The 21,887-nt window shown below is 72.7% G+C and carries 23 protein-coding genes; 14 read left to right on the top strand and 9 right to left on the bottom strand.

Annotated elements, in window-relative coordinates:
- Window positions 1–262: 262 nt before the first annotated feature.
- From dapF to miaA, 3 genes are all read right to left on the bottom strand, one after another.
- Window positions 263–1,138 carry a diaminopimelate epimerase gene (gene dapF / locus ACFC8N_RS06635; protein WP_362822909.1) on the bottom strand — a complete coding sequence of 292 codons (876 nt, stop codon included), beginning with the start codon at window positions 1,136–1,138 and terminating at the stop codon, window positions 263–265.
- Between the two features lie 47 nt (window positions 1,139–1,185).
- A complete protein-coding gene (locus ACFC8N_RS06640) occupies window positions 1,186–1,857 on the bottom strand; it encodes a hypothetical protein (protein WP_376287123.1) in 672 nt (223 codons plus the stop codon).
- Between the two features lie 107 nt (window positions 1,858–1,964).
- The gene (miaA, locus tag ACFC8N_RS06645; protein ID WP_362822908.1) at window positions 1,965–2,903 is read right to left on the bottom strand and encodes a tRNA (adenosine(37)-N6)-dimethylallyltransferase MiaA; all 939 of its coding nucleotides are present in this window, start codon (window positions 2,901–2,903) and stop codon (window positions 1,965–1,967) included.
- Between the two features lie 181 nt (window positions 2,904–3,084).
- Between miaA and ACFC8N_RS06650 the strand changes: the two genes are divergently transcribed.
- Together ACFC8N_RS06650 and ACFC8N_RS06655 are read left to right on the top strand one after the other, a co-directional pair.
- Window positions 3,085–3,378 carry a hypothetical protein gene (locus ACFC8N_RS06650; RefSeq protein WP_356033657.1) on the top strand — a complete coding sequence of 98 codons (294 nt, stop codon included), beginning with the start codon at window positions 3,085–3,087 and terminating at the stop codon, window positions 3,376–3,378.
- A gap of 24 nt (window positions 3,379–3,402) precedes the next feature.
- Complete coding sequence (locus ACFC8N_RS06655) at window positions 3,403–3,687, top strand: antitoxin (RefSeq protein WP_356033654.1); 285 nt, start codon at window positions 3,403–3,405, stop codon at window positions 3,685–3,687.
- Between the two features lie 149 nt (window positions 3,688–3,836).
- On the opposite strand, the gene ACFC8N_RS06660 is transcribed toward ACFC8N_RS06655, so the two are convergent.
- Window positions 3,837–4,550: a class III extradiol dioxygenase subunit B-like domain-containing protein gene (locus ACFC8N_RS06660; RefSeq protein ID WP_376287032.1), complete on the bottom strand. Its 714-nt coding sequence runs from the start codon at window positions 4,548–4,550 to the stop codon at window positions 3,837–3,839.
- A gap of 49 nt (window positions 4,551–4,599) precedes the next feature.
- Window positions 4,600–6,129: a tRNA (N6-isopentenyl adenosine(37)-C2)-methylthiotransferase MiaB gene (gene miaB / locus ACFC8N_RS06665; protein ID WP_376287035.1), complete on the bottom strand. Its 1,530-nt coding sequence runs from the start codon at window positions 6,127–6,129 to the stop codon at window positions 4,600–4,602.
- A gap of 143 nt (window positions 6,130–6,272) precedes the next feature.
- Here miaB and ACFC8N_RS06670 point away from each other — a divergent pair, with 143 nt between their 5' ends.
- From ACFC8N_RS06670 to ACFC8N_RS06680, 3 genes are all read left to right on the top strand, one after another.
- Window positions 6,273–6,632 carry a DUF6204 family protein gene (locus tag ACFC8N_RS06670; protein ID WP_356033644.1) on the top strand — a complete coding sequence of 120 codons (360 nt, stop codon included), beginning with the start codon at window positions 6,273–6,275 and terminating at the stop codon, window positions 6,630–6,632.
- A gap of 51 nt (window positions 6,633–6,683) precedes the next feature.
- The gene (locus tag ACFC8N_RS06675; RefSeq protein ID WP_356033641.1) at window positions 6,684–7,127 is read left to right on the top strand and encodes a MarR family transcriptional regulator; all 444 of its coding nucleotides are present in this window, start codon (window positions 6,684–6,686) and stop codon (window positions 7,125–7,127) included.
- A gap of 271 nt (window positions 7,128–7,398) precedes the next feature.
- On the top strand, window positions 7,399–8,868 hold the full coding sequence (locus ACFC8N_RS06680; RefSeq protein ID WP_376287039.1) for a hypothetical protein: 1,470 nt from the start codon (window positions 7,399–7,401) through the stop codon (window positions 8,866–8,868).
- Here ACFC8N_RS06680 and ACFC8N_RS06685 read toward each other — a convergent pair.
- Entirely contained in the window at window positions 8,865–9,284 is a 420-nt protein-coding gene (locus ACFC8N_RS06685) for a MazG nucleotide pyrophosphohydrolase domain-containing protein (protein WP_356033636.1), read from the bottom strand. The genes ACFC8N_RS06680 and ACFC8N_RS06685 overlap by 4 nt on opposite strands.
- Window positions 9,285–9,390: 106 nt before the next feature.
- Here ACFC8N_RS06685 and ACFC8N_RS06690 point away from each other — a divergent pair, with 106 nt between their 5' ends.
- Window positions 9,391–10,389 (top strand): TAXI family TRAP transporter solute-binding subunit, encoded by a 999-nt coding sequence (locus ACFC8N_RS06690; RefSeq protein ID WP_356033634.1) that lies wholly within the window; start codon window positions 9,391–9,393, stop codon window positions 10,387–10,389.
- Window positions 10,390–10,428: 39 nt separating this feature from the next.
- Here ACFC8N_RS06690 and ACFC8N_RS06695 read toward each other — a convergent pair whose 3' ends face one another.
- Window positions 10,429–11,832 carry a HAMP domain-containing sensor histidine kinase gene (locus ACFC8N_RS06695; RefSeq protein WP_356033631.1) on the bottom strand — a complete coding sequence of 468 codons (1,404 nt, stop codon included), beginning with the start codon at window positions 11,830–11,832 and terminating at the stop codon, window positions 10,429–10,431.
- 9 nt (window positions 11,833–11,841) lie between these two features.
- Window positions 11,842–12,528, bottom strand: coding sequence for a response regulator transcription factor (locus tag ACFC8N_RS06700; RefSeq protein WP_356033628.1), 687 nt, complete (start codon window positions 12,526–12,528; stop codon window positions 11,842–11,844).
- Window positions 12,529–12,818: 290 nt separating this feature from the next.
- Here ACFC8N_RS06700 and ACFC8N_RS06705 point away from each other — a divergent pair, with 290 nt between their 5' ends.
- The 8 genes from ACFC8N_RS06705 to ACFC8N_RS06740 all read left to right on the top strand — a co-directional run bounded on the left by ACFC8N_RS06705 (window position 12,819) and on the right by ACFC8N_RS06740 (window position 19,217).
- The gene (locus ACFC8N_RS06705; RefSeq protein ID WP_376287044.1) at window positions 12,819–13,595 is read left to right on the top strand and encodes an amino acid ABC transporter ATP-binding protein; all 777 of its coding nucleotides are present in this window, start codon (window positions 12,819–12,821) and stop codon (window positions 13,593–13,595) included.
- A gap of 76 nt (window positions 13,596–13,671) precedes the next feature.
- Window positions 13,672–14,502 carry a glutamate ABC transporter substrate-binding protein gene (locus tag ACFC8N_RS06710; protein WP_362822903.1) on the top strand — a complete coding sequence of 277 codons (831 nt, stop codon included), beginning with the start codon at window positions 13,672–13,674 and terminating at the stop codon, window positions 14,500–14,502.
- 124 nt (window positions 14,503–14,626) lie between these two features.
- Window positions 14,627–15,292 carry an amino acid ABC transporter permease gene (locus tag ACFC8N_RS06715; protein ID WP_356033621.1) on the top strand — a complete coding sequence of 222 codons (666 nt, stop codon included), beginning with the start codon at window positions 14,627–14,629 and terminating at the stop codon, window positions 15,290–15,292.
- Window positions 15,289–16,191, top strand: a complete 903-nt coding sequence (locus ACFC8N_RS06720; RefSeq protein ID WP_362822902.1) for an amino acid ABC transporter permease — start codon at window positions 15,289–15,291, stop codon at window positions 16,189–16,191. The genes ACFC8N_RS06715 and ACFC8N_RS06720 overlap by 4 nt, the downstream gene beginning before the upstream one ends.
- 177 nt (window positions 16,192–16,368) lie before the next feature.
- On the top strand, window positions 16,369–17,973 hold the full coding sequence (locus ACFC8N_RS06725; protein WP_376287048.1) for an FAD-dependent monooxygenase: 1,605 nt from the start codon (window positions 16,369–16,371) through the stop codon (window positions 17,971–17,973).
- A gap of 116 nt (window positions 17,974–18,089) precedes the next feature.
- Window positions 18,090–18,137: a hypothetical protein gene (locus ACFC8N_RS06730; RefSeq protein ID WP_309506048.1), complete on the top strand. Its 48-nt coding sequence runs from the start codon at window positions 18,090–18,092 to the stop codon at window positions 18,135–18,137.
- A gap of 67 nt (window positions 18,138–18,204) precedes the next feature.
- Window positions 18,205–18,768 (top strand): cysteine dioxygenase, encoded by a 564-nt coding sequence (locus ACFC8N_RS06735; protein WP_376287051.1) that lies wholly within the window; start codon window positions 18,205–18,207, stop codon window positions 18,766–18,768.
- Window positions 18,765–19,217: a rhodanese-like domain-containing protein gene (locus ACFC8N_RS06740; RefSeq protein ID WP_362822898.1), complete on the top strand. Its 453-nt coding sequence runs from the start codon at window positions 18,765–18,767 to the stop codon at window positions 19,215–19,217. Before ACFC8N_RS06735 ends, ACFC8N_RS06740 begins: the two co-directional genes overlap by 4 nt.
- Before the next feature lie 25 nt (window positions 19,218–19,242).
- On the opposite strand, the gene ACFC8N_RS06745 is transcribed toward ACFC8N_RS06740, so the two are convergent.
- Entirely contained in the window at window positions 19,243–21,771 is a 2,529-nt protein-coding gene (locus ACFC8N_RS06745) for an ABC transporter permease (protein WP_376287054.1), read from the bottom strand.
- Window positions 21,772–21,887 lie beyond the last annotated feature (116 nt).

Raw genomic sequence — 21,887 nt, forward strand, 5'->3', positions numbered from 1 at the left:
TCCAGGGCGCACGCGGCTCAGGGATGGCGACGTTCTCCCCCGTCCGTGCCGGTGCTTGATGCTATCGAGCCCACCACGTGCTCCTGACCGCCTCTCGCCGAGCGTGAAACGGATCACCCATTCGAGCGACGAGAAGAAGGTTTAGGTTTTGCGCCACACGCTCATGGCGCGCCCGCGGTTCATCCGAGGCCGAGCGCCGCTCCGGGCGCCGGAAACCGCTGTTCCCGGCGCCCGGGGCGGCTGCCGTCGTGGTGACGCCTGGTCAGCCGAGGGCGTTTTCCAGCCATTCGCCGTCGATCTCGCCCTCGGCGACGATCACGGCCGGTCCGGTCATCTCGATCTCGCCGTCGGGCCGCTCGGTGATGACCAGGCGCCCGCCGAGCACGTCCACGGTGTACGTCACCGGGGTGCCGGTGACGGCCGGGTCGACGCCGTCGCGCCGCGCGGTGGCCACGGCGACAGCACACGTGCCCGTGCCGCACGAGCGGGTCTCGCCGGAGCCGCGCTCGTGGACGCGCATGGCGACGTGGCGGGGGCCGCGGTCGACCACGAACTCGACGTTCACCCCGTCCGGGTAGGCCTGCGCCGGGCTGACCGGGGGCGCGTCGAGCAGTCGGCCCGCGTGCGCGAGGTCGTCGACGAAGGCGACCGCGTGCGGGTTGCCCATGTTCACGTTGCGCGCGGGCCAGCTGCGCTCGCCGACGGTCACCGTGACCTCGCCCTCGGGGAGGCGGGCCCGGCCCATGCCCACGGTGACGTCGCCGTCCTTCGCGAGGTGGACGGAGCGCACGCCCGCGCGCGTGGCGATCGTGAAGTCGCCTTCGGCCACATGTCCGGCGTGCTGGAGATAGCGGGCGAACACACGGACGCCGTTGCCGCACATCTCGGCGACCGAGCCGTCGGCGTTGCGGTAGTCCATGAACCACTCGGCCTCGTCCGCCATCGCCTTCGCCTCCGGGTGCGCGGCGGACCGCACGACATGCAGCACCCCGTCGCCGCCGAGGCCCGCCCGGCGGTCGCACAGGGCGGCGACGGCGGCCGGGGGCAGGTCGAGGGCGTTCCCGGGGTCCGGGACGATCACGAAGTCGTTCTCGGTGCCGTGCCCCTTGAGGAAGGGGATCCGCGTGCGCGTGCTCATGCCTCGATCGTACGGGGTGGGTACGACATACCGCCCCGGAGCAGGGGCTAGCCGCGCAGGCGGGCGACGCGCCACACCGCGAGGACGGCCACCACGGCCACCAGCAGCATGTACGCGAGGACGACCCGCCAGTCGACCCGGCGGCCGGAGCCGCGCGGGGGCAGGCCGGGCCAGGTGTAGCCCACGCGGCGGGCGGCCGTCATGCCCCAGCCCGCGGCGCAGGAGCAGATCAGCAGGCCGAGCATCGCGATGACGGCGCCGCTGTCGCCGAAGTCGAAGGCGAGCGGGAAGGCGAACATCAGGGAGCCGACGGCGGACAGCCCCACGATGGGCGCGAGCTGCCAGATGCGCAGCCGGCGCTGCGGGCGCAGCTCGACCTCGACCTCGGGCCCGCTCGCGTACATCTCCTCGGGCGCCGGCCCGTCGGCGGTCACGCCGTCCGGGGACTCGTCGGGGCCGTCGTCGGACAGCGGGTCCCCGAGGAGGCGGTCGCCCACGGGCCGGTGATCGTCCGGCCGGTCGCCGGGCAGGTCACGGGTGAGGTGCTCGTCGGTCGGGCGGTCGCTGTCCAGGCGGTCCCCGGCCGGCGGGTCGCCGGCCGGGCGGTGCCCGGTCGGTCCGCACTCCGCGGCACGGGCCGCTCCGGCCGGGTCCGGTTCGTCACCGGCTGTGGTGACGTGCTCGGCACCTGGTGCGGTGTCGCGAGGGCCGGCCTCCATCGCCACGCGCCCTCCCAACTAGGCTCCACTTGGTCGATCGAAGCTCGATGATGGCACGGCGCCGAAGGCCTCGATGACCGGCGGCGCATCCCGATGCCATCACGTGATCAGGCTGTGACCGGTCGTTCGACCAACGCCAGGGCCTGGTGCGGAAGTTCCTCGCGGGCGGCCGCGGCCCCACTCAACCAGTGCACCCTCGGGTCGCGCCTGAACCACGAATCCTGCCGGCGCGCGAAGCGCTTGGTCGCGCGCACGGTCTCGGCCCTGGCCTCCGCGTCGGTGCACTCCCCGGCGAGCGCCGCGAGCACCTGCTGGTAGCCGAGCGCGCGCGACGCGGTGCGCCCCTCGCGCAAGCCCTGCGCCTCCAGTGCGCGCACCTCGTCCACCAGACCGGCCTCCCACATCAGGTCGACGCGGCGCGCGATGCGCTCGTCCAGCTCCGGACGCGCGACGTCGACACCGATCTGAACGGTGTCGTAGACCGAGTCGTGGCCGGGAAGGTTGGCGGTGAAGGGCCGTCCGGTGATCTCGATCACCTCCAGCGCCCGGACGATCCGGCGGCCGTTGCTGGGCAGGATCACGCGGGCCGCCTCGGGGTCGGCGGCGGCCAGCCGGGCGTGCAGGGCGCCCGAGCCGCGCAGCGCCAGCTCGTCCTCCAGCCGGGCGCGGACCTCGGGGTCGGTGCCGGGGAACTCGAGGTTGTCCACGGCCCCGCGGACGTACAGGCCGGAGCCGCCGACCAGGATCGGCCAGCGGCCCTCGGCGAGCAGGGCGTCGATCCGGGCACGGGCGAGCTTCTGGTACTCGGCGACGGAGGCGGTGACCGTCACGTCCCAGACGTCGAGCAGGTGGTGCGGTATGCCGCCGCGCTCTTCGGGCGTCAGTTTGGCGGTGCCGATGTCCATCCCCCGGTACAGCTGCATGGAGTCGGCGTTGACGACCTCGCCGCCCAGCTGCTGGGCCAGGAAGACGCCGAGATCGGACTTTCCGGCCGCGGTGGGTCCGACGACGGCGATGACGCGGGGGGTGGGGAGTGCACTGCTCACCGCACCAGTTTCGCAAACCTCCGGGTGGGCTCTCGAACGAGTTACGTGACGCATGGGTTTTTGCGTCGTTGCCCGTGGCGAGATACCGCCTCCGAATCACGGAGGCGGTGACCCCGGCGGCGCAACCGTACGCACCGGGTGACGCGGGATTTCGCCCGCACGAGTACCGTATGGAGTGAATATGGGCGTGTTTGCTCGGATCTTCGGCAGGTCGAAGGCGACTCCGGAGACGCCGGACGCCGTGGCGCAGGCCGGTGTGGAGCCGGACGGAGCCGAGGCGGAGGAGGTGGAGTCGGCAGCTGCGGAGGAAACCGCCTCGGCGGAGGCGAAGGGTACGACCGGGGACGGGTGTGAGGACGCCTCGGCACGGTCCGGTGCCGGTGCGGACGAGACGTCCGACGGCTCCGGCATCCCCAAGCAGCAGTCCGCCGAGGAGGCCGCCGACAGCGCGACCGGCGAGGGCGCCCGCAGGTAACTGTCCCGCGAGGGAAGGTGGACCATGGGTCTGTTGGACAACATGAAGGCCAAGCTCGGCCCGGCCAAGGACAAGGTGTCGGACCTCGCGCGACAGCACGGGGACAAGGTCACGCACGGCATCGACAAGGCCGCCAAGGCCGTCGACGAGCGGACCAAGGGCAAGTACAGCGACAAGATCCACGCGGGCACGGGCAAGGCCAAGGAGGCCGTCGACCGCCTCGCGCACAAGGAGGGCACCGGCCCCGAGACGGACGGGACCGACCCGGCGACCCCCACCCGGCCGCAGGAGCCGCCCACGGCTTCCTGAGGCCGCGGACGGCGCCCTTGCGGCACGGGGGGGACGGGCATCGGCGGACGGTCGTGGAGCAGCACCAGCGGCTCCCGGCCGTCCGCCGTCTCACGGGTTCGGCGGGCCTTCGCACGTGCCGCGGCAGGCCCGGGACCGGATCTGACGTTCTAGGACCAGGTGGCGACGACGTACCCGACGCCGTACGGCGCGTCCTCGTAGAGCAGCGCGCCGGCCAGGTTCGCGCCCTCGGCGGCGCCGGCCAGGACCTGCCAGGGGGCGCGGCCGGAGGCCTTCAGCTCGTGGGCCAGCTCCGGGTCCAGCGCCCGGACGGCCGCCAGGTCCGCCGTGCCCAGCGCCCGCGCGACCCCGGCGTCGAACGGGGCCGCCCGCTCGTCCAGGTACCCCGGCGCCTTCAGCGTGCGGCAGGCGCTGGCGTCTCCCATCACCAGCAGCGCCACCCGCCCGGCCCGGGCACCGATCTCCCGCCCGGTCGCGAGGCACCGCTCGGGCGCCAGCGGCTCCCCGACGCCGAGTCCCTCGATCGGGGCGTCCGCCCAGCCGGTCCGCTCCAGCAGCCATGCGCCGACGGCGAGCGACGGCGGCAGCTCGCGCTCGGGGACGGCGTCCGTGGCCGGGCCCAGGCGTACGGCGGCGTCGACCCCGAAGCCGCGGAAGGAGCCCGGGGTGCCCTGCGCGAACGCACCCCGCCCGCTCCGCTCGGCGGGTCCGACGACCACCAGGAGGTCCGGGCGGGCGGCGGCGAGCACGCCGAGCGCGTCGGCGCAGGCCGAGCGGGCGACGTCCAGCTCGGGCGCGGCACCCGCGGCGACCTCGGGTACGAGCAGCGGCGGGCAGGGACAGGCTGCGGCGGCGACAAGCATGACCGGCAGCGTACGCCGCACGACGGCCGCCCCTTGTCGGGGCAGGCCCTCAGTCGCAGCCGCAGCCGCTTCCCGCCGCGGCCGGCAGCGGCGCGGGGACGCCGATCTTCGGCAGGCCCAGCATGACGCCGGCCGGCTTGGCGGCCTCGGCGGCGTTGCGCTTCTCCCAGGCGTCACCCGCGCGCGTGCGGCGCACGGAGAGGACGGGGCCCTCGGCGAGGAGGTGGTGCGGGGCGGCGTAGGTGATCTCGACCGTGACGACGTCGCCGGGGCGGACCTCCTGGTCCGGCTTGGTGAAGTGGACCAGGCGGTTGTCGGGGGCGCGGCCGGACAGGCGGTGCGTGGCGCCGTCCTTGCGGCCCTCGCCCTCGGCGACCATCAGCTCCAGCGTGCGGCCGGCCTGCTTCTTGTTCTCGTCCCAGGAGATCTCCTCCTGGAGGGCGACCAGCCGCTCGTAGCGCGCCTGGACGACCTCCTTGGGGATCTGGTCGTCCATGGTCGCGGCGGGGGTGCCGGGCCGCTTGGAGTACTGGAAGGTGAAGGCCTGCGCGAACCGGGCCTCGCGCACGACGCGCATGGTCTCCTCGAAGTCCGCCTCGGTCTCGCCGGGGAAGCCCACGATGATGTCGGTCGTGATCGCCGCGTGCGGGATGGCGGCCCGCACCTTCTCGATGATCCCGAGGTAGCGCTCCTGGCGGTAGGACCGGCGCATCGCCTTCAGGACCGTGTCCGAGCCGGACTGGAGCGGCATGTGCAGCTGCGGCATCACGTTCGGGGTCTCGGCCATGGCCGCGATCACGTCGTCGGTGAAGTCGCGCGGGTGCGGGGACGTGAAACGGACGCGCTCCAGGCCCTCGATCGTGCCGCAGGCGCGCAGCAGCTTGCTGAAGGCCTCGCGGTCGCCGATGTCGGAGCCGTACGCGTTGACGTTCTGGCCGAGCAGTGTGATCTCAGAGACGCCCTCGGCGACCAGGGCCTCGATCTCGGCGAGGATGTCGCCGGTACGACGGTCCTTCTCCTTGCCGCGCAGGGCCGGGACGATGCAGAAGGTGCAGGTGTTGTTGCAGCCGACGGAGATCGACACCCAGGCCGCGTAGGCGCTCTCGCGCCGGGTCGGCAGCGTCGAGGGGAACGCCTCCAGCGACTCGGCGATCTCGACCTGGGCCTCCTGCTGCACGCGCGCGCGTTCCAGCAGAACCGGCAGCTTGCCGATGTTGTGCGTGCCGAAGACGACGTCCACCCAGGGCGCCTTCCGCACGATGGTGTCCTGGTCCTTCTGCGCGAGGCAGCCGCCGACCGCGATCTGCATGCCGGGCCGCGAGGCCTTCCTCGGCGCGAGCCGGCCGAGGTTGCCGTACAGCCGGTTGTCGGCGTTCTCGCGGACGGCGCACGTGTTGAAGACCACGACGTCGGCGTCGCCGTCCGAGCCCTCCGGGGCCCGCACGTACCCGGCCTCCTCCAGCAGCCCGGACAATCGCTCGGAATCGTGGACGTTCATCTGGCACCCGTAGGTACGTACTTCGTAGGTCTTGGGTCCCTGAACGTCCACTGCCCGGCTCCGGTCGCTGCTGCTGGTCATGGGTCAAGGGTAGGCGCTGGCCGGGGCGACCGGGATCGGCGGGCCGACGGGGTGCGGGTGGGGCCGCGATGCCGGCGCCGTCCCGGCCGGCCGGAGCCGAAACCGGGTGGAGCGGGCGCGTCCGCTGCGCCTAGGGTCGCGGAATGACCACACGTACGTTCCGGATCACCGTCCGCGGCGCCTTCGACGGCCTCACCGACGCGCAGCGGGCCGCCCTGCTGGCCGACGCCGCGGCACACGACGTGCTGCGCGCCGCGTTCACGCCCGAGGGCAGCCTCACCTACGACATCGCCGCCCGCCCCGCCTTCGTCTTCCGCTTCAGCGACACCGGCGAGGAAGAGGAGGACATCCTGGAGGCGACCGAGCGGGCCGAGGAGGCGGCGCGGGCCTGGCTGAGCGAGCGCGGCTACGGCTTCAAGAACCTGCGCTCCAGTGCCGAGGACCTCTCCCAGGCTCCGATGGGCAAGCGCCAGCGGCGCGCGGCGCGTTTCGGCGGAGCATGAACTTGAGTACTCAAGGATCTAGCAATGGCCTGCGGAGGGAGCGGGGCGGCGATGAGTGACACCCTCGACGCGGCCCTGCGCCTGGTCAGGGCGCAGGCGGCGCTCGTACGGCGCTTCGACTCCCGGCTGAGCGGGCTGCACGGGGTGAGCCTCGCCGACTTCACCCTGCTGCTGCGGCTGGGACAGGCGCCCGGCGGACGGATGCGCCGGGTCGATCTCGCCGAGGCTCTGGGCCTGACCGCCTCCGGGGTCACGCGCGGGCTGGCCCCGCTGGAGCGGATCGGGCTGGTGACCCGCGAGCCGGACGCCCGCGACGCGCGCGTGGCCTACGCGTCGCTGACCCCGACGGGCCGCAGGCGGCTGGCGGAGATGCGCGCCACGGCCGAGGAGACCGCCGCCGAGGTCTTCGCCGTCCGGGCGTGGAGCGGTGAGGACGTCGCACTGCTGTCGGGGCTGCTGACCCGGCTCGGCGGGGCCGGGCTCGACGGCCGCTGAGCCCCGGCCCGTCACGGAGTCCCCGGGTGGTCGCCGTCCGCCCGGGGACGGCGGCCACCCGCAACACCCGTGCGCACGAGCGCACTTCGGCCAAGGATGGCCCGAACACGCCGTGTCACAGCTCACGTTCAGTTGTGGCCGGACGGTGAGGGAGCGATGGACACGGCGTGGCATGCTCATGGTTCGACATCGAGTTACCGGCCGGTACGACCGCTGGGCAACCCGCCCGCCGGCATCTCTCTGCCACCCCCCACTGCATCCAGGACCGACCTTGCGCAGACGCACGAGGCACAGGCACGCCCTGCTGCCCGCCCTCGCCGTGACCACCCTCTTTCTCGCCACGGCCTGCTCCTCCTCCGCACCGCACGCCGAACCGGCGTCGGCCGCCGGACGCGGACAGCCGTCCACGGCCATCGACCGTGCCGCCGACGGCACGGACCGCTCACTCGCCGTCGCCGCCGCTCCCGCCGCCCCCGCGACCGCCACGGCGGGCCCGCCGGGCAGCGGGCAGCGCGCACACCGGACCACGCTCGCCGTCAGCTCGTACGACAGCCGCACGCGACGGGCCGTACTGTCCGACGAGCAGCCCCGACAAGGGAGTTCGACCGCCACCCCCTCGACCTCCCCCGCTCCTTCCGGCAGTTCCCCGGGCGTCGCGCACCGGACCGCCGTGGGCGACGTGATCGCCAGCGCGCCCGCGCCCGGGGCGCCGCACGGACTGCTCGCCAAGGTCACCAAGGTGATCGGCGAGACGGACCGGGGCACGCAGGTGCAGACGGAACCGGCCACGCTGAACGCGCTGCTCGGTGACGCCACCGCGAAAGGCGCCGTGCCGGTCGACCCCGCGTCCTTCGCCGTCGAGAAGCTGCTGCCCGGTGTGAAGGTGTCCTGGGCCAAGGCCGGTGACGTGCACGTCGGCCCGAAGGGCGCGACGGTGCCGCTCGGCAGTCTCCGGCTCGACGTGAGCGCCGCGGTGCCGACGGCGAAGGACGCCCCGGTGTCGGCCGGTGCCTCGGTGAACGGCTTCGTCCAGGTCGCCCCGCGGGTCGACTTCGCCTACGGCGGCACCGGCACCGGCGTGACACCCGGGTCGGCGTACCTCGGCGTGTCCGGTCGCTGGACCTCCGGCTGGTCGGTCGGGGGCCGGGCCGCCGCGACGACCGGCGCGCCGCTGCGGATCCCGTTCGCCACGCTGCACGCCGACCCCGTCCTCCAGGTCGGCCCGGTCCCCGTCGTCGTCAACCTCGACCTGACCTGTTACGTCCAGCTCAGCGGTGACGGACACGTCACCGTCGACGTCGAGCAGAGCCTCAAGGGCGCCTTCACGGCGGGCGGCACCTTCGGCCCCGCCAAGGGCTGGACGCCGGTCAGCTCCTCGGACATGACGAGCACCCCCGTACGCGCGTCCGTCACCACCGCCGGGTCCCTGAAGACGGCGCTCGGCGCCGAGGCCTCCGTCGGCCTCTACGGCGCCGTCGGCGTCACCGCCGACCTGGCCCCCTACCTGCGCGGCGAGGCCTCCGGCACGGCCACTGCCTCATCCCGCGACGGCTCGCCCTCCGCCGGCACGGGCGGGGTGAAGGCCTCGATGGCCTGGCGCGTGTACGGCGGCGTCGACCTGTCCGGGACGCTGCGGCTCCAGCTGTCCGTGTTCGGCACGCCGATCGTCCACCGGGACATCCCGCTGGGCGCGCTGCACCGCGAGTGGAGACTGGCGGGCGGCACCCTGAAGACCCCCTAGGACCCCTGGGCGCCCGGCTCCGCCGGTATCCAGCCCTGGCCGCGCAGTACGGCCGACACGTCCGGGGCGCGGTAGTGCTCACCCTTGAGGACCTTGCCGTCGGCCCGGCGGGCGACCTGCCCGTCCGGGCCGATCTTGCTCATGTTGGCGCGGTGGATCTCGGCGATCACCTGGTCGAGGTCGATGCCGTGGACGAGCGCCGTCCCGTATGCGACGTAGACCACATCGGCCAGTTCGTGCGCGAGCTTGTCCAGCGGGCCGTCGACCGCGACCTCGGCGACCTCCGCGGCCTCCTCGGCGAGCAGTATCCCGCGGTGCGCGGCCAGTTGGGGGTCCACCTCCGCCGGCGTGCTGCGGGCGTCGAGGCCGAAGGCATGGTGGAACTCACGGACGAGGTCGGCGGGCGAAGTGCTCATGCGTCGACTCTAACGGCCGCCACTGACAGCGCCAGCGCCCTCCTCGTCGCCCGGGGAGTGACCCCGGCCCTGGTCATGGGCGCGCCCGGACTGGCAGGATCGCCGCATGTCGAAGGTGTTCCCCCGGCTCGGCAGGCGCCGGGCGCTGCCGGTCGCGGCCACCGGGGCCGTGCTGCTCGGGCTCCTGCTGTGGTGGCTGCTGCCCCTGGGCGAGAGGCCGCCGAGCGGGACGATCGTCTTCAGCACGGGCACGTCCTCGGGGGTCTACCAGGAGTACGGCGAGCGGCTGCGCACCGAGCTGGCCAAGGACATGCCGGGGCTGAAGGTCGAACTGCTCGGCAGCGCCGGTTCGCAGGAGAACGTGCAGCGGGTGGCGACGGGCAAGGCCGACTTCACCATCGCGGCGGCCGACGCGGTGGAGACGTACGAGCTGGCGCACGGCAGCGGCGCCGGGCGGCTGCGCGGGGTGGCCCGGCTCTACGACGACTACGTGCATCTCATCGTGCGCAGTGACTCGGACATCCGCAGTGTGGCGGACCTGCGGCACAAGCGGGTGGCGACCGGGCTGCCGCACTCCGGGGTCCGGCTGATCGCCGACCGGGTGCTCAAGGCCGCCGGCATCGACCCGCACCGGGACATCACCCCGGCCGGTGACGGCATCGACACCGGGCCCGAGCGGCTGCGGCAGAACAAGATCGACGCGTTCTTCTGGTCCGGCGGACTGCCCACCAAGGGGCTGGCCGGGCTGGCGAAGGAGGCCGCGTTCACGTTCGTGCCGATCGACGGCGACCTCGTCGCCAAGCTGCACGACGAGGGGCAGGAGAACCGCTACTACCGGGCCACCAGCATCCCCGAGTCGGCCTACCCCGTCGTGCAGCAGGGCAGCGAGGTGCCGACGATCGCCGTCGCCAACCTCCTGATCACCCGCACGGACGTGGACCCCCGGCTGACCGAGTGGCTGACCCGCACGGTCATCAAGAGCCGCGACGGCATCGGTGCCCACGTCCACAGCGCCCAACTGGTCGACCTGCGCACCGCGATCTACACGGACCCGCTGTACCTCCAGGAGGGCGCCCGCCGGTACTACCGCTCGGTGAAGCCGTAAGGCGGCCGGAGCGGGGCGGACACGCCGGAGCCCGTCCCCTCAGTGCTCCCCGTGCCGCGGCACCCGCACCGTCACGCGGAGACCGCCCGGTTCGTGGTGGTCGTAGGTGATCGAGCCGCCGCCCGCCGTGAGCAACGCGCGCGTGATGGACAGGCCGAGGCCCGAGCCCTTGATGTTCTGGTGGCGGCCGCTGCGCCAGAAGCGGTCGCCCACGCGCGCGAGTTCCTCCTCGGTGAGGCCGGGACCGGTGTCGGTCACCACGACCATGGAGGTGTCGCCGTCGACCGCCACGGTGACCGCCACCGTGCCGCCCTCGGGGGTGAACTTCACGGCGTTGTCGATCACCGCGTCCAGCGCGCTGGACAGGGTGATCGGGTCGGCCCAGCCGGTCGTGGGCGGACACTCCCCGGTCAGCCGGACGCCCTTCGCGTCGGCGGCCGGTGACCACGCGGCCATCCGCTCCTCGGCGAGCGCGCCGACGTCGGTCAGGCTCAGGTCCGCCTCGGCGTGCTCGGCCAGCGCGAGGTCGAGCAGGTCGTCCAGCACCTGTGCGAGACGCTTGCCCTCGGTGCGGACCGAGGCGATCTCCTCGTTGCCCTCGGGGAGTTCGAGGGCGAGCAGTTCGATGCGCAGCAGCAGCGCCGAGAGCGGGTTGCGCAGCTGGTGCGAGGCGTCGGCGACGAAGGCGCGCTGCTGCTCCAGCACGTCCTCGACGTTGTCCGCCATCTCGTTGAACGACCGGGCCAGCCTTCTGAGTTCCGGCGGTCCGCCGGCCGCCGCGACCCGGGACTTCAGGCGTCCGGTGGCGATGTCGTGGGTGGTGGCGTCCAGGACGCGGACCGGTCTGAGCACCCAGCCGGTGAGCCGTAGCGCCGCCCCGACGGCCAGCAGCATCGCCGCGCTCTCGCCCGCCGCGATGAGCAGCCAGCTGTGCAGGATCCGTGACCGCATCTGCCCGGTGGGCGAGTCGGTGACCACGACCGCCACGACGTCCCCGTCCCGGATCACCGGCGAGGCGACGACCAGCCGGCTGCGCTGCCAGGGCCACGCCTGCCGCGGGTCGTGGCTGCGCCGGCTGAGCAGCGCCTCCTCGAACGCGTCCCGGACTTCCCCCCTCGGCGGTACGAACCAGTCGTCGGGGGCATTGGCCATGGCGGAGCTGTTGCGGTAGAAGACACCGGCCTTGATGCCGTAGACGCCGTAGTAGCTGTCGAGTTCGCTGCGCAGCGCCTCCAGGCGCTCGTCCGTGCCCGTCCGGCGGGAACCGCTCGGGCCGCCGGTGACGAACTGGGCGAGCGCGGCGAAGCGCGCCGTGTCGTCGATCCGGTCGACGACGACCTTCTGCTGCTCGGCGGCGGCCACGCTGATGGCGAGCGGCAGGCCGAGAGCGAGGAGTACGGCCGCCATCAGGACGATGAGCAGCGGCAGCAGACGTGCGCGCACCCGGCCCCGCTAGGCGGCCGGCGCGACGAGCCGGTAGCCGACGCCGCGTACGGTCTCGATCAGCGCGGGCATGCGCAGTTTGGCGCGCAGGGAGGCGACGTGCACCTCCAGGGTGCGGCCGGTGCCCTCCCAACTGGTGCGCCAGACCTCGCTGATGATCTGCTCCCGCCGGAAGACGACGCCCGGACGCTGCGCGAGCAGGGCGAGCAGGTCGAACTCCTTGCGGGTCAGCTGGACGACCGAACCGCCCACGGTGACCTGGCGGGTGGGCAGTTCGATGCGCACGGCACCGAGCAGCAGCGAGCCGTCGCCGCCGGGCCCCGCGTCCTCGTGGGCGGTGCGCCGGCTGACGGCGTGGATCCGGGCGAGCAGTTCCCCGGTGTCGTACGGCTTCACGACGTAGTCGTCGGCGCCGAGGTTGAGCCCGTGGATGCGCGAGCGCACGTCGGAGCGTGCGGTGACCATGATCACCGGGGTGCCGGTGCGCTTGCGGATCTTGCCGCAGACCTCGTATCCGTCCTGGTCGGGCAGGCCGAGGTCGAGCAGGACGACACCGAAACCGTCGCTCTCGGGGACGAGCGCCTGGAGGGCTTCCTCGCCGCTACGCGCGTGCGTGACCTCGAAGCCGTGCCGCGCGAGGACGGCGGACAGGGCCGCGGCGACGTGGTTGTCGTCCTCGACGAGCAGCAGTCTCATCCCGGCCCCCTCCGGTTCAGCGGTCGTACGGTGTCGGTTCTCGTGCGTCTTGTAGCTGCACGCGCGCGTGCACCATGGCAGTGACGCCGATGGACAAGGACGGCGTCAAGAGGGTTCCGGTTGCCTGTCGCTTCCGTTATCCGGCCGATACGCGCGCGGGGAGCATGTGCTACGACACGTGTCCGTTTGCTATCGGATCGTGATGCTCAGATCTCCCTCAGATGTGATGACGCAGGTCACAGCGGCTCATTACTGTCCTCCGAAACCGAGCAGGACGGAGCACGAGAGCGATGACCGAAGCAGCGCTGACCAAGGAAGACACGGTCACGTCCGACGAACTGGTCGTGCTGAAGAGCGTCAACAAGCACTTCGGCGCGTTGCACGTGCTCCAGGACATCGACCTGACGATCGCCCGCGGCGAGGTCGTCGTGGTCATCGGGCCCTCGGGGTCCGGAAAATCGACTCTGTGCCGCACGATCAACCGCCTGGAGACGATCGACTCCGGCACCATCACGATCGACGGAAAGCCCCTGCCCCAGGAGGGCAAGGAGCTGGCCCGGCTGCGGGCGGACGTCGGGATGGTGTTCCAGTCCTTCAACCTCTTCGCGCACAAGACCGTGCTCGAGAACGTGATGCTGGGCCAGCTCAAGGTCCGCAAGACGGAGAAGCAGCAGGCGGAGGAGAAGGCCCGGGCGCTGCTCGACCGGGTCGGGGTGGGCACCCAGGCCGACAAGTACCCCGCCCAGCTGTCCGGCGGTCAGCAGCAGCGCGTGGCGATCGCGCGGGCGCTGGCGATGGGCCCGAAGGTCATGCTCTTCGACGAGCCGACCTCGGCCCTCGACCCCGAGATGATCAACGAGGTCCTCGAGGTCATGCAGCAGCTCGCCCGTGAGGGCATGACGATGATCGTCGTCACCCACGAGATGGGATTCGCGCGCTCGGCCGCGAACCGCGTCGTCTTCATGGCCGACGGCCGGATCGTCGAACAGGCCACGCCCGAGCAGTTCTTCAGCAACCCGCGCAGCGACCGGGCCAAGGACTTCCTGTCCAAGATCCTGCACCACTGAGGGCGCGCCGCCCGGGCGGTGCCGACCGCCCGCCCGCACGGACCTCGATCTCTCCTCCACGCAAAGGAAGTTCACGATGAAGCTCCGCAAGGTCACCGCCGCTTCGGCCGCCGTTCTCGCCCTCACGGTGGGCGCCACCGCGTGCGGCGGCAAGAACTCGAACAGCGCCTCGGACGGCAACAAGATCAAGATCGGCATCAAGTTCGACCAGCCCGGTCTCGGCCTGAAGCAGCCCGACGGCTCCTTCTCGGGCTTCGACGTGGACGTGGCCACCTACGTGGCCAAGCAGCTCGGTTACAAGCCGGACCAGATCCAGTTCGTGGAGACCAAGAGCGCCGACCGTGAGAACGCGCTCCAGCGCGGCGACGTGAAGTTCATCGCCGCCACCTACTCGATCACCGACGAGCGCAAGCAGAAGGTCGACTTCGCCGGTCCGTACCTGCTGGCCCACCAGGACCTGCTGGTCAAGAAGGACTCGACGATCGCCAAGGGCACGGACCTCAACCAGAAGAAGCTGTGTTCCGTGACCGGCTCCACCCCGGCGCAGCACATCCAGAAGACGATCGCCCCGAAGGCCAACCTGAGGGAGTACAGCTCCTACTCGGAGTGCATGGCGGGCCTGCAGAGCGGCGCGGTGGACGCGGTGACCACCGACGACTCGATCCTCGCGGGCTACGCCGCGCAGGACAAGTACAAGGGCCAGTTCAAGCTCGCCGGTCTGAAGCTGAGCAACGAGAACTACGGCATCGGCGTCAAGAAGGGCGACTCCGCCACCCTCGACAAGATCAACAAGGCGCTGGAGAAGATGGTCAGCGACGGTTCCTGGGACGCCGCGGTGAAGAAGGACTTCGGCCCGGCGAACTACAAGAACGAGCCCGCGCCGAAGATCGGCCAGATCGTCAAGTAACGCGGAACTCCGCCGGCGCTGACTCCGGCGGGTGACGCAGGGTCACCAAGGCGCGCCGCCGCCGCTCTCCCGGCGGCGCGCCCCGCCCTCCACGTACGCCACACACCCGGAAGCGCGGGAGATCGTGTTCGACTTTCTTTCTGGTTACGACGTCCTAGGGGCGTTCTGGATGACGGTGAAACTCACCGTCCTCTCCGCGGTCGGCTCCCTCGTCTGGGGCACCCTGCTGGCCGCGATGCGGGTCAGCCCGGTCCCGGTCATGCGCGGCTTCGGCACCGCCTACGTGAACATCGTCCGCAACATCCCGCTGACGATCATCATCCTGTTCACCTCGCTGGGTCTCGCCGACGTCTTCGGAGTGACGCTGGGCGCCTCCGACTTCAAGATCCAGGGCTTCCGCCTGGCGGTCCTCGGCCTCATCGCCTACACCGCCGCGTTCGTCTGCGAGGCGCTGCGCTCGGGCATCAACACCGTGCCCCTCGGCCAGGCCGAGGCGGCCCGCGCGATCGGGCTGAACTTCGGCCAGACCCTGCGCCTGATCGTGCTGCCGCAGGCGTTCCGCGCGGTCGTCGGTCCGCTCGCCAACGTCCTGATCGCGCTGACCAAGAACACCACCGTCGCGGCCGCCATCGGCGTCGCCGAGGCCGCGGCCCTGATGAAGACCATGATCGAGAACGAGGCCCAGACCCTGGCGATCGGCGCCGTCTTCGCCCTCGGCTTCGTGGTCCTGACCCTGCCGGTCGGCCTGCTCCTGGGCTGGCTCGGCAAGCGACTGGCGGTGAAGCGATGAGTTCCGTCCTCTACGACACGCCCGGCCCCCGCGCCAGGCTGCGCAACGCGCTCCTGTCCGTCGTCTTCGTCGTCCTGCTGGCCGCGCTGGCCTGGTGGGTCTGGACGACGATGGACGACAAGCAGCAGCTGAAGTGGGCGCTGTGGCAGCCGTTCACCACGTCCGAGGCCTGGACGACGTACCTGCTGCCCGGACTCGGCAACACCCTCAAGGCCGCGGCGCTGTCCATGGTCATCGCCCTGCCGCTCGGCGCCGTCTTCGGCATAGCCAGGCTGTCGGACCACCGCTGGGTGCGCGCGGTGGCGAGCGTGGTGGTCGAGTTCTTCCGGGCGATCCCGGTGCTGCTGCTGATGCTGTTCGCCAGCGAGTTCTACAACCTCTACACGCAGGTCAGCAGCGACGACCGGCCCCTGTACGCGGTGGTCACCGGCCTGGTGCTCTACAACGCCTCGGTGCTCGCCGAGGTCGTGCGGGCCGGCATCCTGGCCCTGCCCAAGGGCCAGACGGAGGCGGCGTACGCGATCGGTCTGCGCAAGGGGCAGACGATGACCAGCATCCTGCTCCCGCAGGCGGTCACCGTGATGCTGCCGGCCATCGTCAGCCAGCTCGTGGTCATCGTGAAGGACACCGCGCTCGGCGGTGTGATGCTCGGCTTCACCGAACTGCTCAACAACCGCGGCACGCTCGCGGCCAACTACGCGAACGTCTTCGCCAGCTTCGTCGTCGTCGCCGCCATCTACATCGTGCTCAACTTCGCCCTGACCTCCTTCGCGAGCTGGCTGGAGCGCCGGCTGCGGCGCAGCAAGCGCAGCACGGGCGCGGTGCTCGGCGCGGAGGACCTGGAGGAGCTGAATCCGGCCGCGGTGGGTGGCACCGTCGGTACCGGCAGCGCCGCCTGACACCTCGGCACTCACCCGTACGGGCCCCTGGGGCAGTGGCATGATCGCCACTGCCCCTTGTCGCTTGACGCAAACTCTGCCAATGGGTTGCATACGTTCTGTGATCGTGCACCCCGCTTCACCTTCTTGTTCACCGTCGTCCGTCGAGGCACCGCTGCGGGCAGGGGGCGCCACGCCGTGGACCCGGTGATCGTCGTCGGAGCCGGGCCCGTCGGGCTCACGCTCGCCCTGGCGCTGGCCCGCCAGGAGGTGCCGTCCGTCGTCCTGGACGAGGGCCCCGGCAAGGACGAACCCCGCCCGGCGCGCACCGTCGTGCTGCGCGAGGACACGGCCGCGCTGCTGCAGCGGCTGACGGGAGTGCCGCTCGACACCTACGGCATGCGCTGGGCCGGATGGCGGTCCCTCAGGCGCAAGCAGGTGATGAACGAGGTCGACTTCACCGAGGCGGGCCCCGCCGCCCCGCTGCACATCGCCCAGCACGTCCTCACCGCCGCCCTGCGCACGGCCGTCGCCGACGATCCCCTGGTGAAAATGGCCGTGGACAGCCGCCTGGACGCGATCGAGCAGGACCGTTCCGGCATCACCGCGCACTCCCGCGGCCCCAAGGGCACCTGGTGGCGCGGCAGTTACCTGGTCGGCTGCGACGGACCGCGTTCCACGGTGCGCAAACTCCAGGACATCCGCTTCCCGGGCCGTACGGCGGTGGAGCGGCACGCGGTCGCCGCGCTGCGCGCGGAACTTCCGTGGGAGGGCCGAGCGTTGATCCATCGGACGCCGCCGTGGCGGCAGTCCGGGCCCTCGGCCGTGGAGGTGACCGCCCGCCCCCTCCCGGACGGCGTGTGGCGCCTGGACTGGCTGCTGCCGCCCGGCAGGGACCTGGTCACGCCCGAGACCCTGGTGGCCCGGATCCGCGAGACGCTCGCGGGCTGGACGGACGGCACCACACCGCCGTACGACCTGCTCGACACCGGTGTCCACACCGTGCACCACCGGCTGGCCCGCCGCTGGCGCGCGGGCCGGGTCCTCCTCGCCGGGGACGCCGCGCATCTGCTCGGCGCGCTCGGCACCCAGGGGCTCGACGAGGGCCTGAGGGACGCCGACAACCTCGCCTGGAAGCTGGCGCCTGCCTGGCACCACGGGCACCACGAGGCGCTGCTGGACAGCTACCAGACCGAGCGGCGCGCCGCCGTCTCCGCCCGGCTGCGGGCCGCCGACCAGGTACTGCCGGTGCTGCGTGGCGGAGGCGGGCTGCGCCAGATGGTGCCGGGCACCGCCCGGGGCCACGACGCGCTGCTGGCGGACGGTCACTTGGGGCGCGGGGCGCTCGGCGCACCGGGGACGTACGCCGACTCACCGCTCGCGCCCCCGCCGCTGGACGGCCGGATCCCGGTCGGGACCGCACCCGGCGCGCAGGTCACCGACGTCCGGGTCACCGCGGAGGACGGCTCGTTCGTCCGGCTGCGCGACCGGCTCGGCCGCGGCGCCCTGCTCGTCGTGCTGATCGCGCCGGGCACGGGCGTGTGGGACCGTAAGCACTGGATGTCCGCCGGGGTGATGCCCCGGCTCGCGGCGGCCGTGACCGCGCTGCCGCACCCCGCCGAGCTGCTGGTCGCCGAGGAGTACCCGGGTGCGCCGGCGCACAGCGTGCTGCTCGTACGCCCCGACGGCCACCTGGTCACGGCGCTGAGCGGGGTCCGTCCGGCCGCCCTGTACTCGGCGGCGGAAGCGGCGGTGGGCGGCGCGGTGATGGAGGAGGCGGAGGCCGCCTCCGGCGCGCGCTGACCCGTACACCGATCACGCTCTGTCCACATGGTGACGGTGAGTTGACCGGAGTGCACGCGCATGCTGTACTCCGGACCATGACCGACACCTGTGTGCGCCTGTGGCGGAGGGTCCACATGGACCTCGTCCGCTACGCGGGCTGTGTGTGTCGTCCGTCCTGCTGAATTCGCTCCCCCTCCCTCTCCGGGCGCCGTCGTGCGCCCGTTTCCGCGAACTTCCAGGACGGTGCTCGTGTCTGTCTCCCCTGCTTCCGCGTCCCCTGCCGCTGCTTCCGTGCGTCCTGCCTCGCCCTGTGTCCGTTCGGCGCCCACGCAGGCGGACCTGCTCGCCTTCGCCCGGCGTACGGCCACCGACGCCGCGCTGATCGCCTCCCTTCCGCTCGACCCGGAGGGCCGTACCTGGGTGCGGCTGGAGGGGCCGGGCGGCAGCGAGGCCTGGCTGATCGGCTGGCCGCCCGGCACCGGTACCGGCTGGCACGACCACGCCGAGTCGGTCGGCGCGTTCGTCACGGCCTCGGGCGGGCTCAAGGAGAACTCGCTCGCCGCCCGGCTGCCCACCGACGGCTGGCAGACCCTGGAACTCTCCGAGGGCGTCGACCGCGTACGCCGCCTCCCCGCCGGCGAGGGCCGTGCCTTCGGTCGCCACCACGTCCATGAGGTCCTCAACGCGTCCCGCACCGAGCACGCGATCTCCGTCCACGCCTACCACCCGCCCCTTCCCCGTATCCGCCGCTACAGCCGCACGGGTCAGGTACTGCGCCTGGAGCAGGTGGAGCGGCCGGAGGACTGGCAGTGAGCGGCACGGAGGAGACCCCGGCGGGCGGCACCGGCCCGGCGGCGGACGCGGGCGAGCGGCCGCTCGGCATCGACGCGTTGCTGGAGCGGGTGCGCGCGGGCTACCGGCGTATCGAGGCACAGGAGGCGCACGAGGCGGCGCGCACCGGGGCGGCGCTGCTGGTGGACATCCGGTACGCGGCCCTGCGCGAGCGGGACGGGCTGATCCCCGGCGCTCTCGTCATCGAGCGCAACGAACTGGAGTGGCGCCTCGATCCACTAGGCAGTCACCGCGTCCCCGAGGCCACCGGCCACGATCTGCGCGTCGTGGTCCTCTGCAACGAGGGCTACGCCTCCACTCTCGCCGCCGCCTCCCTGCACCAACTGGGCCTGCACCGGGCGACCGACCTGGTCGGCGGCTTCCAGGCGTGGCGGGCACAGGGGTTGCCGGTGGAGCCGCCGGCGCACTGACGACGGCCGCCCCGGCTCCTGGGTGCTACTCCCGGGCGGTGGCCACCGTCACCGCCCGCACCCGCAGCGCCGCCCGCCCCGGGACCGCGCTGCCGACGAGTGCGAGCAGAGCGGCCACCGCGACGACGGTGAGATGGAGCAGGGGCGTGACCGTGGGCGCGGCCCGGCCGGTCATGCCGACGCTGAACGCCGTGAGCACGGCGAGGGCGATCCCGCTGCCGAGCGAGGTGGCGAGGAGCAGCAGGCTCAGCACCTCGGTGCGCAGCATGCGCAGCACCTGGCGGCGGGTCGCCCCGGCGAGCCGGAGCAGGGCGAACTCCCGGACACGCTCCGCCACCGACATGGCGAGCGTGTTGACGACGGCGATGGCGGTGAAGGCCAGCACCAGCCCCATGGCGAGGTAGTTGACCTCGGCGTTCGTCTGTTGCCGGTCGGCCTGGAGGGCGTCGGCGTCGGCCGGGGAGAAAACTCGCAGCCCCGGGAACTCACGGAGCGTAGTCGCGAGTTGTGTCTGTGTACGGGCTGTGCTGACGAGGACGGAGGAGACGAGCGGGTTGTCGACGTGCCGGGCGAGGAGGTCGTGGGCGAAGGTGAGATCGCCGAAGCCCAGACCCCGGGCGTAGACGGCGGCGACGGTGAGCGTGGCGGGCGTGCCGTCGCCGAGGGTGAGTTTCAGGGTGCTGCCGGGCGCCAAGTGGTGCTGATCGGCGGCCAGTCGGCTGACGGCGACCGTGTCCGGGCCGAGCCGGTCGAGGGAGCCGGCGGTGGCGTCCGGGTCCCAGGTACGGGTCAGACCGGCCGGGGTGACACCCTGCGCCGGGTACTTGTCGAGACCGATGCGCACGGTCGTGCGGACGACCTCGGTGACGGTGTCGTGCCCCGCGCGCAGCCGCTGGGCGGCCTCGTGGGGGACGCCGGGCCCCTGCGCGGCGACGACCCAGTCGGCCCGGACCCCGTCGCGGACCTGGGCGCGGGCGGCGTCGCCGAGGGTGGACTGGACGAACAGCACGGTGCAGGTCATGCCGACGAGCAGGGTGAGGGGGGTGACGACGGAGGCCATCCGGGCGGCGTTGCCGCGCAGGTTGGCGGTGGCGAGGCGGCCGCCGTGACCGGTGAGCCGGAGCGGGCCGGCGAGCAGCAGGGCGGCCGCCCTGACGAGGAGCGGGCCGAGCAGGGCGACGGAGGTGGACAGGACGACGACGGCGAGGAACGTCACGGGAGTCGAGGCGGGCTCGGTGCGCAGGGAGGTGAGGACGACGACGAGGACGGCAGCGCCGGCGAGAAGCAGCAGCCCGGCCGCGGTCCGGCCCCACGGGGGACGACCGGGTGCGATCCTGGCCTCGGCCAGCGCCTCGGTCGGGCGGATGCGGGTGATCCTGCGGGAGGCGATCCGGGCCGCGGCCCAGGCTCCGAGCAGGGTGGCGGCGAGAGCGGCCAGCGGCGGGAAGACACTGACGGTGCGTTCGAGCGTGGCGGGTACGGCGCCCAGGGCGACGAACCTGGCGTACAGCGCGCCGCCGAGCGGCAGCCCGAGCAGCGCGCCCACGGTGCCCGCCGCCGCGCCGACGATCAGCGCCTCCCGGCCGAGCAGGGCGCGGATCTGCCCGGGGGTGGCGGCGATGGCGCGGAGCAGGGCGAGTTCCCGGTGGCGCTGCTGCACGGTGAGTCCGAAGGTGCCGACGACCACGAGCACCGCCACCAGCAGCGCGGTGCCGCCCATGGCACCGCCCATGCTGACCAGCCGGGTGCGGGCGTTCGCCGCGTCCAGGAACTCGGCCGGCCCCCGGGCGTCGCCACCCGCGACCTGGACGGAGGTGCCGTCAAGCACCGCCGCCACGGCCTGTCGCATCCGTCCGGGATCCGTCCCCCGGACCGGCAGCACCCCGAACGCGCTGACCTGCCCCGGACGCCCGGCCAGCCGGCGGGCCTCGGCGGCCGAGAAGAAGAGGGACGTCTGGTGGCGTACGACGCTGGCGGGGGCGGCGATACCGGTGATCCGGTAGCTGCGCGGGGTCCGGGTGGACTGCACGGTGAGCCGGTCGCCGGGGTGCAACCGGGCGCGTGCGGCGAGGTAGTCGTCGACGACCAGTTCACCGTCGGACCGGGGCGCGCTGCCCGCGGTCAGCCGGTACGGCGTGAGCGCGGCGGAGTCCCAGGCGTGCCCGTAGGCGGTACGTCCGCCGGTCCCGGCCGGGGTCAACGGCTGGGCGAGGAAGGTGAGTTCGGGCACGACCCGGGACACTCCGGGGACGCTGGCGAGTCGGCCGCGCAGTCCCTCGTCGACCCAGGCGCGCTCGGCGACGGGTTTCGCCTTGTGCTTGACCTTGGTCTTGCCCTTTTTGTGCTCGACGGTGGTCTGGTGGACGTACGGGTCTCCGGTGACCACGACGGGGGTGGCGGCGTAGCGCTCGGTGCGGATGGTGCCGCGCAGGCCGGTGTCGAGGAGGGTGCCGCAGGCCGTGATCAGAGCGGCCGCGCACATCAGCGCGAGGAAGGCACCGAGAAAGCCCGCCTTCCGGGCGCGCACTGTCTGGAGGGCGTAACGCAGCATCATCGGGGCGGGCTCTCTTCTGTTGTACGCGTCGGCGGTGTCGTACGCGTCCGGGCCCTCCGGCCGGTGTGTCCGTGCCGTGGCCCGCAGCGTGCCTCCAGACTCGCCCGGACGGGCCC

Source organism: Streptomyces sp. NPDC055966, from assembly GCF_042269865.1.
Taxonomy (GTDB): Bacteria; Actinomycetota; Actinomycetes; order Streptomycetales; family Streptomycetaceae; genus Streptomyces.

Excerpts from the sequence above, each read along its gene's own strand:
- dapF (WP_362822909.1), bottom strand. The coding sequence starts at position 1,138 with ATGAGCACGCGCACGCGGATCCCCTTCCTCAAGGGGCACGGCACCGAG.
- ACFC8N_RS06640 (WP_376287123.1), bottom strand. The coding sequence starts at position 1,857 with ATGGAGGCCGGCCCTCGCGACACCGCACCAGGTGCCGAGCACGTCACC.
- ACFC8N_RS06650 (WP_356033657.1), top strand. The coding sequence starts at position 3,085 with ATGGGCGTGTTTGCTCGGATCTTCGGCAGGTCGAAGGCGACTCCGGAG.
- ACFC8N_RS06655 (WP_356033654.1), top strand. The coding sequence starts at position 3,403 with ATGGGTCTGTTGGACAACATGAAGGCCAAGCTCGGCCCGGCCAAGGAC.
- ACFC8N_RS06660 (WP_376287032.1), bottom strand. The coding sequence starts at position 4,550 with ATGCTTGTCGCCGCCGCAGCCTGTCCCTGCCCGCCGCTGCTCGTACCC.
- miaB (WP_376287035.1), bottom strand. The coding sequence starts at position 6,129 with ATGACCAGCAGCAGCGACCGGAGCCGGGCAGTGGACGTTCAGGGACCC.
- ACFC8N_RS06670 (WP_356033644.1), top strand. The coding sequence starts at position 6,273 with ATGACCACACGTACGTTCCGGATCACCGTCCGCGGCGCCTTCGACGGC.
- ACFC8N_RS06675 (WP_356033641.1), top strand. The coding sequence starts at position 6,684 with ATGAGTGACACCCTCGACGCGGCCCTGCGCCTGGTCAGGGCGCAGGCG.
- ACFC8N_RS06685 (WP_356033636.1), bottom strand. The coding sequence starts at position 9,284 with ATGAGCACTTCGCCCGCCGACCTCGTCCGTGAGTTCCACCATGCCTTC.
- ACFC8N_RS06690 (WP_356033634.1), top strand. The coding sequence starts at position 9,391 with ATGTCGAAGGTGTTCCCCCGGCTCGGCAGGCGCCGGGCGCTGCCGGTC.
- ACFC8N_RS06700 (WP_356033628.1), bottom strand. The coding sequence starts at position 12,528 with ATGAGACTGCTGCTCGTCGAGGACGACAACCACGTCGCCGCGGCCCTG.
- ACFC8N_RS06705 (WP_376287044.1), top strand. The coding sequence starts at position 12,819 with ATGACCGAAGCAGCGCTGACCAAGGAAGACACGGTCACGTCCGACGAA.
- ACFC8N_RS06710 (WP_362822903.1), top strand. The coding sequence starts at position 13,672 with ATGAAGCTCCGCAAGGTCACCGCCGCTTCGGCCGCCGTTCTCGCCCTC.
- ACFC8N_RS06720 (WP_362822902.1), top strand. The coding sequence starts at position 15,289 with ATGAGTTCCGTCCTCTACGACACGCCCGGCCCCCGCGCCAGGCTGCGC.
- ACFC8N_RS06745 (WP_376287054.1), bottom strand. The coding sequence starts at position 21,771 with ATGATGCTGCGTTACGCCCTCCAGACAGTGCGCGCCCGGAAGGCGGGC.